General features: G+C 33.0%; 20 protein-coding genes. 18 read left to right on the top strand and 2 right to left on the bottom strand.

Annotation, left to right across the window (positions count from 1 at the left end):
• The first annotated feature begins 8 nt into the window (after positions 1–8).
• From ACEVFT_RS18690 to ACEVFT_RS18630, 13 genes are all read left to right on the top strand, one after another.
• A complete protein-coding gene (locus ACEVFT_RS18690; RefSeq protein WP_393950997.1) occupies positions 9–878 on the top strand; it encodes a hypothetical protein in 870 nt (289 codons plus the stop codon).
• Positions 879–908: 30 nt separating this feature from the next.
• Entirely contained in the window at positions 909–1,307 is a 399-nt protein-coding gene (locus ACEVFT_RS18685; RefSeq protein ID WP_393950996.1) for a hypothetical protein, read from the top strand.
• 16 nt (positions 1,308–1,323) lie between these two features.
• Positions 1,324–1,869 carry a hypothetical protein gene (locus tag ACEVFT_RS18680; RefSeq protein WP_393950995.1) on the top strand — a complete coding sequence of 182 codons (546 nt, stop codon included), beginning with the start codon at positions 1,324–1,326 and terminating at the stop codon, positions 1,867–1,869.
• 19 nt (positions 1,870–1,888) lie between these two features.
• The gene (locus ACEVFT_RS18675; protein ID WP_140423013.1) at positions 1,889–2,026 is read left to right on the top strand and encodes a Com family DNA-binding transcriptional regulator; all 138 of its coding nucleotides are present in this window, start codon (positions 1,889–1,891) and stop codon (positions 2,024–2,026) included.
• 195 nt (positions 2,027–2,221) lie between these two features.
• Positions 2,222–2,767 (top strand): HK97 family phage prohead protease, encoded by a 546-nt coding sequence (locus tag ACEVFT_RS18670; RefSeq protein ID WP_393950994.1) that lies wholly within the window; start codon positions 2,222–2,224, stop codon positions 2,765–2,767.
• A 2-nt stretch (positions 2,768–2,769) separates the two neighbouring features.
• A complete protein-coding gene (locus tag ACEVFT_RS18665; RefSeq protein ID WP_393950993.1) occupies positions 2,770–3,384 on the top strand; it encodes a hypothetical protein in 615 nt (204 codons plus the stop codon).
• 106 nt (positions 3,385–3,490) lie between these two features.
• Positions 3,491–3,775 carry a hypothetical protein gene (locus tag ACEVFT_RS18660; RefSeq protein WP_393950992.1) on the top strand — a complete coding sequence of 95 codons (285 nt, stop codon included), beginning with the start codon at positions 3,491–3,493 and terminating at the stop codon, positions 3,773–3,775.
• A 112-nt stretch (positions 3,776–3,887) separates the two neighbouring features.
• Positions 3,888–4,475 carry a hypothetical protein gene (locus ACEVFT_RS18655; RefSeq protein ID WP_393950991.1) on the top strand — a complete coding sequence of 196 codons (588 nt, stop codon included), beginning with the start codon at positions 3,888–3,890 and terminating at the stop codon, positions 4,473–4,475.
• Between the two features lie 363 nt (positions 4,476–4,838).
• A complete protein-coding gene (locus ACEVFT_RS18650) occupies positions 4,839–5,969 on the top strand; it encodes a DUF4238 domain-containing protein (RefSeq protein WP_393950990.1) in 1,131 nt (376 codons plus the stop codon).
• Between the two features lie 171 nt (positions 5,970–6,140).
• A complete protein-coding gene (locus tag ACEVFT_RS18645; protein ID WP_393950989.1) occupies positions 6,141–6,338 on the top strand; it encodes a hypothetical protein in 198 nt (65 codons plus the stop codon).
• A gap of 55 nt (positions 6,339–6,393) precedes the next feature.
• A complete protein-coding gene (locus ACEVFT_RS18640; protein WP_393950988.1) occupies positions 6,394–7,170 on the top strand; it encodes a hypothetical protein in 777 nt (258 codons plus the stop codon).
• A 285-nt stretch (positions 7,171–7,455) separates the two neighbouring features.
• Positions 7,456–7,764 carry a 4-fold beta flower protein gene (locus ACEVFT_RS18635; RefSeq protein WP_393950987.1) on the top strand — a complete coding sequence of 103 codons (309 nt, stop codon included), beginning with the start codon at positions 7,456–7,458 and terminating at the stop codon, positions 7,762–7,764.
• A gap of 100 nt (positions 7,765–7,864) precedes the next feature.
• Positions 7,865–8,653: a Shedu anti-phage system protein SduA domain-containing protein gene (locus tag ACEVFT_RS18630; RefSeq protein WP_393950986.1), complete on the top strand. Its 789-nt coding sequence runs from the start codon at positions 7,865–7,867 to the stop codon at positions 8,651–8,653.
• A 100-nt stretch (positions 8,654–8,753) separates the two neighbouring features.
• On the opposite strand, the gene ACEVFT_RS18625 is transcribed toward ACEVFT_RS18630, so the two are convergent.
• Positions 8,754–8,972 carry a helix-turn-helix domain-containing protein gene (locus ACEVFT_RS18625; RefSeq protein ID WP_107950266.1) on the bottom strand — a complete coding sequence of 73 codons (219 nt, stop codon included), beginning with the start codon at positions 8,970–8,972 and terminating at the stop codon, positions 8,754–8,756.
• A 239-nt stretch (positions 8,973–9,211) separates the two neighbouring features.
• Here ACEVFT_RS18625 and ACEVFT_RS18620 point away from each other — a divergent pair, with 239 nt between their 5' ends.
• The 3 genes from ACEVFT_RS18620 (at position 9,212) to ACEVFT_RS18610 (ending at position 10,684) form a co-directional block, all read left to right on the top strand.
• Positions 9,212–9,403: a hypothetical protein gene (locus tag ACEVFT_RS18620; RefSeq protein WP_393950985.1), complete on the top strand. Its 192-nt coding sequence runs from the start codon at positions 9,212–9,214 to the stop codon at positions 9,401–9,403.
• 63 nt (positions 9,404–9,466) lie between these two features.
• Complete coding sequence (locus tag ACEVFT_RS18615) at positions 9,467–10,243, top strand: helix-turn-helix domain-containing protein (protein WP_393950984.1); 777 nt, start codon at positions 9,467–9,469, stop codon at positions 10,241–10,243.
• A 117-nt stretch (positions 10,244–10,360) separates the two neighbouring features.
• On the top strand, positions 10,361–10,684 hold the full coding sequence (locus ACEVFT_RS18610) for a hypothetical protein (RefSeq protein ID WP_393950983.1): 324 nt from the start codon (positions 10,361–10,363) through the stop codon (positions 10,682–10,684).
• A 259-nt stretch (positions 10,685–10,943) separates the two neighbouring features.
• Here the strand turns inward: ACEVFT_RS18610 and ACEVFT_RS18605 are convergent, their stop codons facing one another.
• Positions 10,944–12,080 (bottom strand): Fic family protein, encoded by a 1,137-nt coding sequence (locus ACEVFT_RS18605; protein WP_393950982.1) that lies wholly within the window; start codon positions 12,078–12,080, stop codon positions 10,944–10,946.
• Positions 12,081–12,452: 372 nt separating this feature from the next.
• Between ACEVFT_RS18605 and ACEVFT_RS18600 the strand changes: the two genes are divergently transcribed.
• Together ACEVFT_RS18600 and argS are read left to right on the top strand one after the other, a co-directional pair.
• A complete protein-coding gene (locus ACEVFT_RS18600; RefSeq protein ID WP_393950981.1) occupies positions 12,453–12,770 on the top strand; it encodes a YwiB family protein in 318 nt (105 codons plus the stop codon).
• 112 nt (positions 12,771–12,882) lie between these two features.
• Positions 12,883–14,550, top strand: a complete 1,668-nt coding sequence (argS, locus tag ACEVFT_RS18595; protein WP_393950980.1) for an arginine--tRNA ligase — start codon at positions 12,883–12,885, stop codon at positions 14,548–14,550.
• Positions 14,551–14,580: the final 30 nt, after the last annotated feature.

The following is a 14,580-nucleotide window of genomic DNA, read 5'->3' as shown; positions in this document are numbered from 1 at the left end:
TGGAGACGATGTCTGATGATTTCTTTTTTCCAGTTTTCACGGGTCTACTCGAGCCAGAACATGTCGGAAAAATTGGATCTGCTTTATGGGAGTTTTTGTGGTTAATATCTAAAGTTACAAAAGAAGTTGTTGAGAATGATGAAACTATCGGCATTGTTCTTGGCGGTAGACCTGTTAAAAATATTGAAATGTCCGAATCGTTAGGTTACAGTCTGGCGAAAGTTGAACGGAATATTTCAACTTTAAAAAAATACGGGTATATAACCACAAAACGAACACCCTATGGAAATATTTTTAAAGTGAAAAACTCAAAGAAATTCTATAAAAATAGAACCCTCAAAAATGACGGTTCTGAAAGTAGAGAACCCTCAGATTTAGAGAGAGAACCCTCAAATTTGATGGAGAGAACCCTCAAAAATGAGGGATGTAATAAAGATATAAAAGATATAAAAGATATAAATACTACTCGTCAAAAAAAATATGACGAGGACAGCACCTATTTCAAAATGGCAATATACTTTCATGAGAAAGTTTCTGCAGTTGCAAATGAAGCTGGAATATCTTATTTAATCAAAAAGTCCAATATGCAAACTTGGGCTGATGATATGCGTAAATTAATCGAGCTTGATGGAGTAGATAAACATCTAGCGAAGCAAGTAATGGATTGGGTAACAGAAGATTCATTTTGGAAAACAAATGTACTATCAGCCAAAAAGCTTCGTGAGAGATTTATGGAACTGGCTATAAAAATGAACACTGATAAAAAGCCAACTCAGCCAAACCAGAAACTGCATTATGATCCAAGAGATAAAGAAATAGCATTCCAACGATGGATACAAGACGGAAATAATCCAGATGATTTTGATTGGAGCGAGTGAAATATAGGTTATCAAAAGTAAGGAGCGAGGATGATACCAATGAAACTATTAAAACACTTAACAAAAATGGAGAAAGTAGAAATTCGTAAAGCTGTTGTAAATGAATTGGAACGTTATCGACTTTCTAAATTTACTGTAGAGAATCCAGATAATGATAATGTTGCCTTTCACCAAATGATTGAACGAGCTATTGAGAGATTACCGACACCAGAACGCTTTCTAATTGAAGCAAGATATTTGTCAGCTAATAGTGAATACTTGACAGATTATCACGTCTACAATTTAAAGTTTGATCCACCAATAAGTGCAATGACATATACAAAGATTAGAGATGCAGCCATGATAAAGATTTCATTGTTTTTAAATCTTGATACAGGTGTGAAAATTGAATATTTAATTCAAACAAACTATCCGGTTAGATTTAGTTGAAAGGAGGGTGTGCTGCATGAATCAAACTATTATTTCAGAAGCTTTTGGTGAACAATTAGCACTTATTACAGCTGACACACCTTATGCAATCGAAAGTGATTCAGATACTTTTGTTTCAGAACTAGAACAAAAAGTAAGGGAGTATATGTATTCATTGTGGATGGATGCTCAGGCCAACAAACTAGCAAACTATTTGGAGAGAAGACAAGCAGCACACTTTGCTCAGTTGTACGAATTTAGTTATGGCGTGTCTATGTATGATAACGATCAATCTCTTTCGAGTAGGTCGGATATTCTAGCATTTATGATTATTGATGAGAAGGCAGCTTATAAGAAACGTTTAGAACGCATACAGCTTCAATACAAGCGTTTTAGAGAGTTATGTGAACAAATTGGTGTGGGAGATAGAAAGCTGTTTATACGCTATTTTGAACAGTCTCAGAAGGTAGATTATGAAACCTTAAGGAAAGCTGTCATAAACAATCTAGCATTAATTGGTGAACGTTATTGGCGTGATGAAAAAATAAAAGAGGAACACACTCGTGATTCTCTCAATACTTAAAAGATAATGAGGTGACGTTATGAAAGAACTACGATGCACAAAATGCGGAAAGCTATTACTTAAAGCGAATAAAGAGTATGAAGTAAGTACCAGTGATTGCGATTTAGAAGTACAATGCACACGCTGTAAAGCAATCAATCATTACAAAGTTAAATAATATTAGAGACTCTCGAAGTCCAGTAGCTGCACAGTGGTGTGTATGTTATTGGATTTTTTATTTTCTATTAAAAAATATTATTTTGGAGAGTACCCCCGGGGTTTTGGATTAAAAATATCGAAATTACGGTACACCGACTGCCCCCATTTGCTCGAAAAAAATTCCCTAAATGAAAATTTTTAAGGAGGTGAGAAAATGAATACACAAGTGAAATTAAAAAGCATTACATTAAAAGGTTATGTCAATGTGGTTGGCAGGGGAAGTAAAATTTTAAACCATTCGAAGAACGGGGATTTTATTGAAATTATTACTCCAGGTACATTTGAAGAAGCTTTACGTAGAGCAAGGGATGTGGATCTCTTGTTAAATCACAATTGGGAAAGGAAACTCGGTTCTTTAAATGATGGAAATATAGAACTTTTTGAGGACAGTATAGGATTAAGAATCAAAGCACAAATTTTTGATAATGAAGTAATTAATAAAGCTAAAAATAAGCAATTATCAGGATGGTCTTTTAAATTTACTCCTATAGAAGAAAAATGGGTTGAAGGTAAAGATTATCAAAAAAAACGATACATCCGAAAAATAGATTTGCGAGAAATTTCTTTACTCGACATACAACAAATACCTGCATATTTAGGTAACTCTGTTGAGTGCGTAGAATTTCAAAGTGTAGTTTGTAATAACAATGACCTGTACCAAAAACAATATGAATATTTAAAATTGAAAGGCGGAATTTGAACATGACAGTAAATATTGAATCTCCAGTTTTAGAGAAATTAGCACAGTATAAAAAGAATCTAGAGGAGCGAGAAAATGAAGTTTTTGCATTAATTGACTACAACGAAGGGGAAATTACTCGTTTAGAAGCCGATTTAGAAAAAGCTGATGCTAGACATATTTTAGATTATTCAGAAGAGACCAAAACGGCCAGAAATGACATACTACTACAAATTCAAGAGAGAAAGGACGAATTGCAACAACACTACCGTTTTATTGCTAATCTAAAACGTCGTGAATCAATGTATTTAGAAATAACTATGGAAGAGGAAAATGATTTAATAAATGATCTTGAGGAAGTTACACTTACTACACATCAAAAAATGAATGAATTTGAAATAGCTGCAAAAACATTAATTGAAACTTATAACAAGTTTATAAATGAATACAATCAAACATTAGGGAGCTTTGGTAATGCTGCTTCTTTAATGAGAAGTGTTTTAGGAGATAGAAAAACCAGATATATTTTAAATAAAGTAGATAAAAGTTATAACAGTTCTGTATCTAGAGTATTAAATGAAATCCGGAATGAAGTTGTGGATCCTAATGACTACATTGCAAAAGCAATAAATATTTAATGCTCATAATTTGATCTGAAAACACTTACTTTGGTAGGTGTTTTTTCTTTATAACGTTGAAACCATTTTCATGTTTATCCGTAATTTAGTAAAGGGGGATGCAAAGATGAGAGAGAAAATCAAAAAAACGTATACACGGGTTAGTGTAATTTTTTTAGGGATATTCTTAATGGGGTTCTTCTTTTATTCTTTAGTATATTTGATTATCGGATTTTATAAAGGGAATATTGATTCATTAAATTTTATTTCTATTACAGCAATTATTCTTTCTTTTCCTGGAGTTGTTAATACACTGATAGATGAATTTAAACCAACTAAAAAAAACTATAAGCTTTCTTGCCAATGTCCAAAGTGTAAGCATCTAATTCAAATGGATATGATTGAAGAATAGTTCGTTAAGAATTATTTGTTAAGTATATATTAATGCGTATAGTTAGTATAAAATTTGTAATAGATTCCACCTTGTTACTACCGAAAATAAAAAAAGGATGGCGATGTATATCATGGATTTTTTTGAACAAATGGCAAGAGATATTGTAATATTAAAGAAACAAAATGGTGAAATATATCCTAACATTAAAGCCGATGTACAAAAGAACAAAATCTTTATCTTTGATAGTAAATTACCAATTGAAGAAGGTGATCGTTTAGTTCGAAGCCTTTCTAATGGATTGGAAGAAAGTTACATAGTAGTAGACAGAGGGTTTTATGAGGAATTTGATTCTTTTGATGCCCATTACCAGTGTGATGTACAAAAAGAATCGTCCATGCAGTATAAAGAATGGGCTTCAAGTATAACAAATCACTTTTATGGAGCTAACTCACGTGTAAATATAGGGTCTACAGATAATTCATCAAATATTGTTAACATAAATAAGGATAATATATTTGATGAATTAAGGTCAGTTATTAATGAAAATATTTCTTCAGAAAGTGATTCGATAATTCTTTTAGATTTAGTAAATAGTATGGAAGAAACAAGAGGAACTCCATCTTTTATTGATAAATATAAAAGTTTCATGGAATCTGCAGCAAATCATATGTCAGTGTTTTCACCGTTACTCCCTGCTTTGGCACAAGTACTTGCTTAGCTTGTATTTAATATATATTCTTTCTAAAGCTTACTTAATAAGTAGGCTTTTTATATTGCTTATGTAGTACAAAAATTTCTACCATTTTAGAAATCTAAAGAACAAACAGTCTCTAGTACATTAAGAGCCGTATTTGAAGGGCATATAGCAAGGCTGTAGAGCGTTCTAACATGAAGTCTATTAAATTCATTATCTCTGTGGAGGATAAGGTACATAGAGAGCGTCCTGTGCCTTTTTAGAACTGGCTCAATGAGTATGATAAGGTTTTATAATTCAATACAAAAAGAGAATGGTTTCCTTTGATGGGAATTTAATGGAGGAAGCTATATACTTGTATGTAAAAAAGGGAAAGGACTAAAAATTATGGGTTCAATTACAAGAAATCAGCATTACGTATCTCAATGTGTAATTAGAGAATTTGCTAATGAAAAAGAAAGAATATTTGAGGCTCTGCTAGAAAGTTCGAAAATAATACCAACCAGTTGTAGAAATTCAATGTCAGAAAGTTATACATATGAGCATCCACGTTTAGAAACTAACACATTAGAAAATTATTTTGGTAAATATGAGACTGAAATGGGCATAGCAATAAATGATTTGAAGAAAAAAATAGACCTTTATGAAGATGAAAAAATTAATATAGATGAAATACGTGATCTAGCAACGGAACAAATGAAAAATTTCATTTTATTTTATTATAAGAGTGGTGCGCTTCTCCACGAATATCAATTTCAATTAGAAAAGAAGGAAGATCGGATACCTTATTTGTTAAGGAAAATTTCAGATTCTAAGTATTTAAGTAATCTTAGCAAAACAATATCAACTTTTTATAAGTTTGCAATTATAAAAAGTTCTGAAAGAGAATTTCTTTTAAGTGATCAATATTTATGTACTGCTTCTCTCTCTATAAAAGGGAGATTTACTAATATTTCTAATCGTCATATAGGGTTAAAAGATATTGTGATATTAATACCTATTTCCTCAGAATATTATTTAATGTATTATGATGGGAAATTACCATTTGAATTGATGAATAATGATGTGAATATTTTAACCAAACAACAAACAGATTTAGTAAATAAGACTATAATAAATAATTCATACAAAAAAACAGTAGCTTTAAATAAAGAACCACTAGAAAGAGTTTTAAAACAATTTGAATACCAATCACCTATTACTATGATTGCAGGGTTTAGTAATGGAAGAAAAATGGGCGCCACTTTAAAAAAGGAAGTTTTTTTCACTGATGATATAAAGGAATTATGGAGAATTCTTTGTAAGAACGATTGGGCAACGCATTATAAAGAGATAAATCGAAACGAACTTTGTTATTGCAATAGTGGCAAAAAATTAAAAAAATGCTGTATTGACACTGTTATACAATTAAGAAATATTACGCAAACCTATCTTGGGCTAAATGATGGTCAGGGTCATTATCATTTAATTCAGGTTCATCCTAATTCAATTGTAGAGAAAGCTGTTGTTGAGTTTTAAGAGATAACAAAAAGACTGGTGGGAATAAATACTCTTTGTCAAAACACTTACTTCGATAGGTGTTTTTTCTTTTGGGCATGACCACTCTATTCGAGAAAATATTTTATTATATGTCATTATGTGACAAATGTTTCCCTTTAACTTATGATTAGGTTGATAGGAGGTGAAAGGTTGGAACAGTGGTATAAAGTTGAATTGTTCTTTACGGATGGCACAAGTTTAGTTGTAAAAGTTAACGCACCTAGTCAGGTAGACTTATTAACAAAATTATCTAAAAGAAATGTTGTTACATTCACACAGGATAATAACCAACAATATGTAGTAGATTTAGAAAAAGTAAAATACTCAGAAGTTAATCCTTGGAAATGAAAATATATAATAGTCACATCTAACTAGGTGAGATCTTTATTGTGTAAAAAATACTATGTCTGGAGTGGTTAAAATAAGTAATATTCATGAAAAAGAAGTGAAATACAGTAAAAAAATTCTTGTATTTTTCGATTTATTAGGTTTTAAAAACTTAATTGACAATAATTTAGAAACGCCAGACAAAGTAAAATCAATATTGAATGATGTTTATCATTATTCAAAAGGGCAATCCTATGATTTCCAACTAATAAATTTTTCAGATAGTATCATTCTAATATTTGAGTCTGAAAGTAATGATAAGGATATTAGTTTTACTAACTATATTAATAATATTCTAGGTGCTATAAACCGAGTTCAATTAAATTTATTACTTAACCATAAAGTAGCTATTAGAGGAGCTGCTGTACTTGGAGATATTTATTATAATGAGAAGGAAAATATTATTTTTGGCCCTGCTTTAAATACTGCAGCAGGGTTAGAGAAGGATGCTGTATATCCTAGAATTATTATTGATAAAAGTATAGTCGATAAGTTAGATGTTAAAGAGAGCGAGGAAATGGTATTTCTGAATTTCACGATTGATGAAAACAATGAACTTTACGCAAATCCGTTTCAATATCTTGTCAAAACACCATACGAACAAAAAAATGGGGTTATTAATGACTTGAAAAAAAACTTAGTAGAAATTATTCAAGAAATTGAACAATGGAATGTTAAGGAACAAAAACATAGGGATAGTGTACTACAAAAATTCCGTTGGTTACTTAATCGATTAAACGAAAGAGAAGTATTAGATTTTAAAAGAGCGAAAGAATACTTCACCAGTAAATAATTTAAAAGACTACTCCGTGATAGGTGGTTTAAATAGTTATTATGCTATTTTGTCCCACCGTAATGTCCTATCGTTGGAATGCTGAAATCCATTGGGGAAGTAAGCGTAAATCGATGAATTTTGAATCTTAATCATTTATTCTTTTAATCTTTTAAAACATGCTCTTAATAATTAATATATATAATCAAGCAGCTGCAGAAATGTGGTTGCTTTTTATTTTGTCAAAATCCTATTACACAGTTAATGATTTCCAGTTTATGATTAGTGTGGACAGGAGGTGTTGGTATGGAATGGTTATGGACATGGAAAGGTAAATTTTTCGGTTATAAAGATGGCTCGGACTTATGGACATACAAAGGTAAACATGTCGGCAGATTTTATGGAACAGAAGTATATGATAGAAATGGTCATTACTTAGGTGAGATTATGAGTAATAACAGATTGATTATCCATAAGAGTAAGAAAAGAATAAAACGTTCAGGATTTAGTCCTTATGCAAAAAGGGCAGGTTATGCTAGATATGCTAACTACGCAGGTTATGCAATGTATGCTGGACATGAAGATTTTCCAACACAAGACACTTTTGATAACTAACAAGTATTTGAGTCACATCTAACTAGGTGTGGCTTTTTATTCAAAGTATGATAAAAGTGAAAATAATAATTAGAACTAAACATTGAAAGAGGTGTTCTTTTTGAAACTATATAAGAATAAGGATTATACAGTTCTAAGTGAAGAAGAGATGAATTTATATGAGGAAGTTAAAAAAACAGAAAATAAAGGTAGGTTTCGTAGATCCAATAAATTTAGAGAGTATCCTAAAGCAGCACGACATTATAAACATCTTTTTCCTAATAACTATTTAGATATAGTGGAATTAGGCGATATCGGAAAAATAAACGATATTTGCAATGAGTACGAGGTATTATTAAGTTCAAATCCTGGAGAGAGGGAAATGTTAAACTTCATCAACAACAACGAATATTATCTGTTAATCGCCTCTCTTTTCAAATTTTATAACTTTGGCCATCATGGAGCATTTCTTTTCAAAGAATTTAATATTGGCGGACATGTAGTAGATTATTTACTGGTTGGTAAAGGATCAGGAGGATATGAGTTTGTTTTTATAGAGTTAGAAGATCCTTCAAACCCTTCCTTTATGGCTAACTGTCATTATGCAGAATCATACAGAAAAGGGTTAAATCAAGTTAGAGATTGGAAAAGTGCTTTGAATAGAAATTTTAGTTATTTGTCAAATGAGTTTAGAAGAGCTACTAAGCCTGGAGTAGCATTACCAGAGGAGTTTTTAGAGAATGATGAGGGTAGAAGGCATTATGTTGTAATAGCTGGTAGAAGAAAACACTATGAGGTAAATCCACGGAAAACATATGAAGTGAGAAGAAATGAATCACTTGCTAGAATATTTCATTATGATAATTTAATTGATTATACAAAAGAATTGATAGGTAAAAAAACGTTTTGATAAAAATAACATTTCTTAAATTCCTGTGCATAATAAATTTAAAACAAAATAAAAACACTTTCAGCTGCTAAAGCCGAGAGTGTTTTTTTGTTTACTCTTTTTAATCAGGGGTGAATTCCAATAGATCAGATAGCTTACAATCAAAAACCTCGCATAGTGTGATAAGCGTTTTTAAGTTTGTTGACTTCATTTCTTCATCAGTTCCCTTGTATAACCGATTAATAGCATTTCTACTAAGTCCCGACTTCTCCATTAATTCTGAAATTCCATCAATACGATGTTCAGCCATTAAAATTCTTAAATTTGATTTAATAACCATTTATAAACCCCTTTCTAAGGTTAATTATAACACTTTTGATGATAAATAGTTTTAAAAAATATAAAAAAGTGACCTTGTAAGGTTAAAAAATAACTTTACATTAACTTTTCGAGGTGATATATTAACCTTGTAGAGTTAAACGTGATAAAAAAGCAGTGTGGATTTAACCATCAAAGGTTAGTCGGTGAATGTACAAGAAATAGCCGACATGCTGCAGTAACGGAAAGGGGGAAGGAATCATGTGTAAACAAGCATTGAAAACCATCTCACAACGCAATGAGTACATCCACAATAAAATGATTCAACTGGATATGGTAACTGATGCTCGAAAACATACAAGACGATTAGCGCGCATCATGAAGTATCACAAGTTATTAACCGATGTGGAAGTAGAGCATATGAGGAAGAAATTAAAACAAGCATTTAAGTAAATACGAACAATATTTATACTTTAAATTCGTTAAAGTTCGTGATTAGAAAGTGAGGTGAGAACAATGGCAGCGTTTGAATATTTATCACAATATGAAACATTCAATTCAGTACAAGAAATGGATCAGCACGTTGAACAGCATATCCAGCAACATTACTATGACCTAACTGAATCAGAGCATGCCATTGTTTATAAACTCGCTTCACATGCTCTTAATTATCCTGGGGCTTGTCATTTAAAAGCTTCCACAATTGCTGACAGCTTAGAGATCAGTACAAAGACGGTTTATCGTGCTATTTCAAAACTGGAATCACTAGGGATTATCAAAAAACAAACAACAACTAAAGAAAAGGGAGGTAGAGGAGCAAACATCTATATTATTTTGCCAAACCAATCTGAAATATGCGAAAGCCATTTTGAGCATTTTGAGGTAGCTCCATTAGATGAAGGATATAACCAGGCTCAGGCTAATAGAGAAGCATGTAAAGAGTTCATGAATGAGTATCAACAAATACTCTTTGATTTTATGCATTCTTTACCTATCTCAGATAACTTCAAGGATGATCTGCATAAAGTGGTGCTAGCATCTAATGTAAGTAATATTCAGGAATTCATATTGACCAAAAACATCATTTTTAAAATGGCCAATGATATTAAAGAAGGAGTGCTGACGGTTACTAAATCATTACGTGCCATATTCGTAGGGGCTCATAAGAAGGCGTTACAACGTAGAGATAGGCATACATCAACAATAGTTCAAAAACACGTAAATGAGCGTCCAGTGCCTTTCTACAACTGGCTAACTGAACGCGATGGACCAACTAATAGTATTTTAATATGAAGGAAGTGAGGACACATGAAAGTAACCGCTAAAGAATGGTGTGTCATGTCAGAACACAACAAACAATTACTACTACATGCAGTAGCAAACAAATAAACAGTGAAAGAAGGTATCAGAATGGAACAAGTAGCAGCGAAGGTAAAATCATTAGTACATGAAAATAGTCACAATGCCTATAACTTATCAGCACAAATGATTCAATTAGAAGTTGTCCAGGGTGCTGTGGCACGATTGATAGAAAGACTTGACGATATAGTTCACAAAGGTTGGGATAAAGACAGAGGAATGGCTTGTATTGCGATTGATGAAATACGAGATACAGTACGTTTAATTGATATGGGATTCCATCCGCTCTTTAAAGAAATGTCGAATGATATTAAAACCCTAAATATTCATGCTGAAGAATTATATAAAATGGTAATAAAAAGTGAACAAAAATAAAAAAGCCGATGCGCCAACATCGACTAATGAAAACATTGCAAATTAATTATCTCTTAACAACGAGCAGGCTTGCATAAAAGTACGCAAACCTGCTCAAAATTGAGTAAAACAAAATTTACGATGGAAAAATCAAATGTGAGCGGATAGTACTCACTACGGCAGGTGCCACATTACGTAGATGTTTTTTCTTATGGATAGAACAACATACATGTTGTTCTTAGTATAAATATACATGTAATTTAAATACTAGAAGTATAATTTAATGACTGTGATTTACTAAATCTAATACATCATAGTTAAAGTATTCAATATTGCGTTTTTGAGAACGATCTTTAAAAATCAATCCCTTTTCATCTAAAACATTTAAAATATTTCGAGCAGTGGAGTTAGCTATTTTAAATTGCTCAGCCACTTGAACCGCTGTAATATTAGGATATCTAAAAGTGAAGAGATAAACTTGTTTTTGCATGTGATGTTCACAAATTTGAAGACCTTTTAATGCCACCTCTTCAGCTTGATCTAGTAACTTGTTTAATTTGTCAGCCATTCTTTTGGAGGCGTCTAAAAAGAAATCAAGCCAGTTGAACCAAGTCGGATTTTTCCCTCGAGTTCCATTTAATAGATGATAATATCGAGCGCGTTGCTTTTCTAGTTCTTCACTCACAAAGAAAATAGGGCTAGAAATTTGTTTGGATTGCATCATATAAAGAGCGATTAAAATTCTACCTAATCGACCATTACCATCTAAAAATGGATGAATGGACTCAAATTGGGCATGTAATATAGCTACTTTTAATAAAGGATGGCTATCCTCATCTAATATAAATTCACTTTTATTTAAATGTTCAATACCCATTTTTTCATCATACGGATGTTTGTTTGCAAACGTTTCCCAGTTTTCTAAATAATTTTGAATCTCGTTAGCAGGTATTGGAATATAAACAGCATCCTCTAGTTTATCAGTAGGCCCAATCCAGTTTGGAACTTTACGGAATTCTCCACGCGATATGTTTGTACCACGAGCACCCTCCATCAAAATACTATGCAATTCTAAAACTAAGCGAGTTGACACAGGATACCCGTTACGAATTCTTTCTTGCCCTATTATTAAAGCACGTTGATAATTCCTTACTTCAGTATGTTCCCATTTTTTGTCAGATTTATGGCTTTGTTCAACCATATCAGTGAAAGTAACTTGTGTTCCTTCAATACGTGTTGATTGAACTGACTCATTTAATGCGAGTGTATTAATTAAATCACTTTTTAAAATTGATCTTTTGAATTTTTCATCAAGCCTACCTATTTCTGAGGAAATGTTAGCTAATTTCATGAATAGTTGGGCAGCTTCATGTTGTTTTATACTGATAGGTAATTTGCTAATACCTTGTACAGCCATAAAAATCCCCTCCATTAAGATTATTTATAAAAAATTTCACTTCTATAAAACAGATTATGTCCATTTGAGATTAAATTATAACAAATTCACTCTTAAGAATAAATGTTTATTATTGTAGCATATTCAGTAACACAAAAAAAGTGTTCACCCATTCCTGTACACACGCACGCCGTATACTATTAGCCTCAAACTAGCCCCACTTAGCCCCAAAACCATGCTTTACTATGCGTTATCTTGCATTGTTGAGATAACGGAGAATAATATCATAATCGTTGATTTATCAGACTTCAAAGCACTTGCATGTTGTATATTGCATCATTCCTAATATATAATAAAAAGGTTATAGTAAAAGACTAAAAAGGGGCATCCGTTATGGCGAACGAAGTAAGATCGCAAGTGAACATTAAGCTCATTTCTACCATTCGTCCAAGTGATGGAGAGTCCGAAAGTTATGAAATGTGGCTCAAAGGGCAGCTACTTGAAAAAGCAGGAAGCCTGTATTTGAAATATGATGAGGTGCAGGAGGATAAAATCATCCGCACAACGATGAAGTTAGGTCATGAAAAGGCATTGATTATGCGTGCGGGAGCGGTTAGTATGCGACTACCACTGAACATAATTGAACAACAAAAAGGGCATTATGAAAGTGAGTTGGGTTCCATGCCACTCGTTATTGACACAAAAAAATGACGTTTACAAAACAGGCAATAAGCGGAGATTTCCATGTACAGTACGATTTACTAATGGGTGGGCAATCCGTTGGCAACTATACATTAGATATTACATTTACGGAGGTACAATAATGAACGCAGTAGAACAAGTACAACAGGCTATTAAAGCAGCGATAGTGCAGGCTGTTGAAAAAGCAGGCTTAGTTGAGGCTGGCACAGAATTATCGATTCACCTGGAAACACCAAAGGATAAAGCAAATGGTGACTATGCAACAAACATTGCGATGCAATTAACGAAGTTAGCTAAAAAGCCACCTCGTGCTATTGCGGAAGCTATTTTAGAAAACCTGGAGACAGCAGGTACAGATATTGAAAAAATCGACATTGCTGGTCCTGGCTTCATGAATATCACAGTACGTAAAGATTTCCTAACTGGGGTAATTACGCAAGCTCTTGAGCAAGGTACTGACTACGGTCGTTCAAATGCTGGTGCAGGAGAAAAGATTCAAGTGGAGTTCGTTTCAGCAAACCCTACTGGAGACCTTCATTTAGGTCATGCTCGTGGAGCTTCTGTTGGAGATTCCTTATGTAATGTGTTAGATATGGCTGGTTACAGTGTCTCTCGTGAATATTATATTAATGATGCAGGTAATCAAATTAATAACTTAGCTTACTCATTAGAAGCTCGCTATAAACAAGCATTAGGAATGGAAGCTGAGGTGCCAGAAGATGGCTATCATGGGCAAGATATCATTGATATTGCAGGTAAATTAGCAGACGAGCATGGTGAAGCTATTCTAGCAAAATCAGATGAAGATCGTTTTGCCTTCTTCCGTCAGCATGGTTTAGCTTTAGAATTGGATAAATTAAAAACAGACCTAGCAAACTTCCGTGTGAATTTTGATGTCTGGTATTCTGAAACATCTCTATATGAAAACGGTAAAATCGAAGTAGCATTAGATAAATTAAAAGCCAATGGTCATGTGTTTGAAGAGGATGGTGCCACTTGGTTCCGCTCTACAACATTTGGTGATGATAAAGATCGTGTGTTAATTAAAAATGATGGGTCATTCACATATTTAACGCCAGATATTGCTTACCACGAAGACAAAATTGTCCGTGGCTTCGATAAATTAATCAATATTTGGGGTGCTGACCATCACGGTTATATTCCACGTATGAAAGCAGCGATTCAAGCACTTGGCTATGATCGCGATACGTTAGAAGTGGAAGTTATTCAAATGGTTCAGCTTTATAAAAACGGTGAAAAATTCAAAATGTCTAAACGTACAGGGAACGCAGTAACAATGCGTGAGCTTGTAGAAGAGGTTGGCCTTGATGCAGTTCGTTACTTCTTTGTCAAAACAGCGGGCGATTCTCATATGGACTTTGATCTTGACCTTGCTGTCTCACAATCGAATGAAAACCCTGTGTACTATGCACAATATGCGCATGCACGTATTTCGTCTATTTTACGTTCAGCAAATGAACAAGGCTTTGCTGCTACAACAGAACATCTCAATCTGTTAACAGCAGAAAAAGAAATTGATTTATTGAAAAAGATTGGCGATTTCCCGAGAGTGGTAGCGGAAGCAGCGAAACACCGTACACCACACCGTATCGCAAACTATATTCAAGAAACAGCAGCTGCATTCCATAGTTTCTATAATGCAGAAAAAGTTTTAGATGCTTCAAACAAAGAGTTAACAGAGGCTCGTTTAGCGTTAATTACGGCTGTCCGCACAACAATTGCGAATGCACTACGTTTAATTGGTGTATCTGCACCGGAAAAAATGTAATACCTTTTTAAGCGCCTAACATGAAATGTG

Origin of the sequence: Lysinibacillus sp. PWR01 (genome assembly GCF_043359455.1) — a bacterium.
Taxonomy (GTDB): Bacteria; Bacillota; Bacilli; order Bacillales_A; family Planococcaceae; genus Lysinibacillus; species Lysinibacillus fusiformis_F.
Note: the sequence above shows the minus strand (reverse complement) of the source record. Positions and strands in the feature narration are given on the sequence as shown.

Bases quoted from the DNA above. Each gene is read 5' to 3' on its own strand.
- ACEVFT_RS18690 (WP_393950997.1), top strand. From the start codon at position 9: ATGTCTGATGATTTCTTTTTTCCAGTTTTCACGGGTCTACTCGAGCCA.
- ACEVFT_RS18685 (WP_393950996.1), top strand. From the start codon at position 909: ATGATACCAATGAAACTATTAAAACACTTAACAAAAATGGAGAAAGTA.
- ACEVFT_RS18680 (WP_393950995.1), top strand. From the start codon at position 1,324: ATGAATCAAACTATTATTTCAGAAGCTTTTGGTGAACAATTAGCACTT.
- ACEVFT_RS18675 (WP_140423013.1), top strand. From the start codon at position 1,889: ATGAAAGAACTACGATGCACAAAATGCGGAAAGCTATTACTTAAAGCG.
- ACEVFT_RS18670 (WP_393950994.1), top strand. From the start codon at position 2,222: ATGAATACACAAGTGAAATTAAAAAGCATTACATTAAAAGGTTATGTC.
- ACEVFT_RS18665 (WP_393950993.1), top strand. From the start codon at position 2,770: ATGACAGTAAATATTGAATCTCCAGTTTTAGAGAAATTAGCACAGTAT.
- ACEVFT_RS18660 (WP_393950992.1), top strand. From the start codon at position 3,491: ATGAGAGAGAAAATCAAAAAAACGTATACACGGGTTAGTGTAATTTTT.
- ACEVFT_RS18655 (WP_393950991.1), top strand. From the start codon at position 3,888: ATGGATTTTTTTGAACAAATGGCAAGAGATATTGTAATATTAAAGAAA.
- ACEVFT_RS18650 (WP_393950990.1), top strand. From the start codon at position 4,839: ATGGGTTCAATTACAAGAAATCAGCATTACGTATCTCAATGTGTAATT.
- ACEVFT_RS18640 (WP_393950988.1), top strand. From the start codon at position 6,394: ATGTCTGGAGTGGTTAAAATAAGTAATATTCATGAAAAAGAAGTGAAA.
- ACEVFT_RS18635 (WP_393950987.1), top strand. From the start codon at position 7,456: ATGGAATGGTTATGGACATGGAAAGGTAAATTTTTCGGTTATAAAGAT.
- ACEVFT_RS18625 (WP_107950266.1), bottom strand. From the start codon at position 8,972: ATGGTTATTAAATCAAATTTAAGAATTTTAATGGCTGAACATCGTATT.
- ACEVFT_RS18620 (WP_393950985.1), top strand. From the start codon at position 9,212: ATGTGTAAACAAGCATTGAAAACCATCTCACAACGCAATGAGTACATC.
- ACEVFT_RS18615 (WP_393950984.1), top strand. From the start codon at position 9,467: ATGGCAGCGTTTGAATATTTATCACAATATGAAACATTCAATTCAGTA.
- ACEVFT_RS18610 (WP_393950983.1), top strand. From the start codon at position 10,361: ATGGAACAAGTAGCAGCGAAGGTAAAATCATTAGTACATGAAAATAGT.
- ACEVFT_RS18605 (WP_393950982.1), bottom strand. From the start codon at position 12,080: ATGGCTGTACAAGGTATTAGCAAATTACCTATCAGTATAAAACAACAT.
- ACEVFT_RS18600 (WP_393950981.1), top strand. From the start codon at position 12,453: ATGGCGAACGAAGTAAGATCGCAAGTGAACATTAAGCTCATTTCTACC.
- argS (WP_393950980.1), top strand. From the start codon at position 12,883: ATGAACGCAGTAGAACAAGTACAACAGGCTATTAAAGCAGCGATAGTG.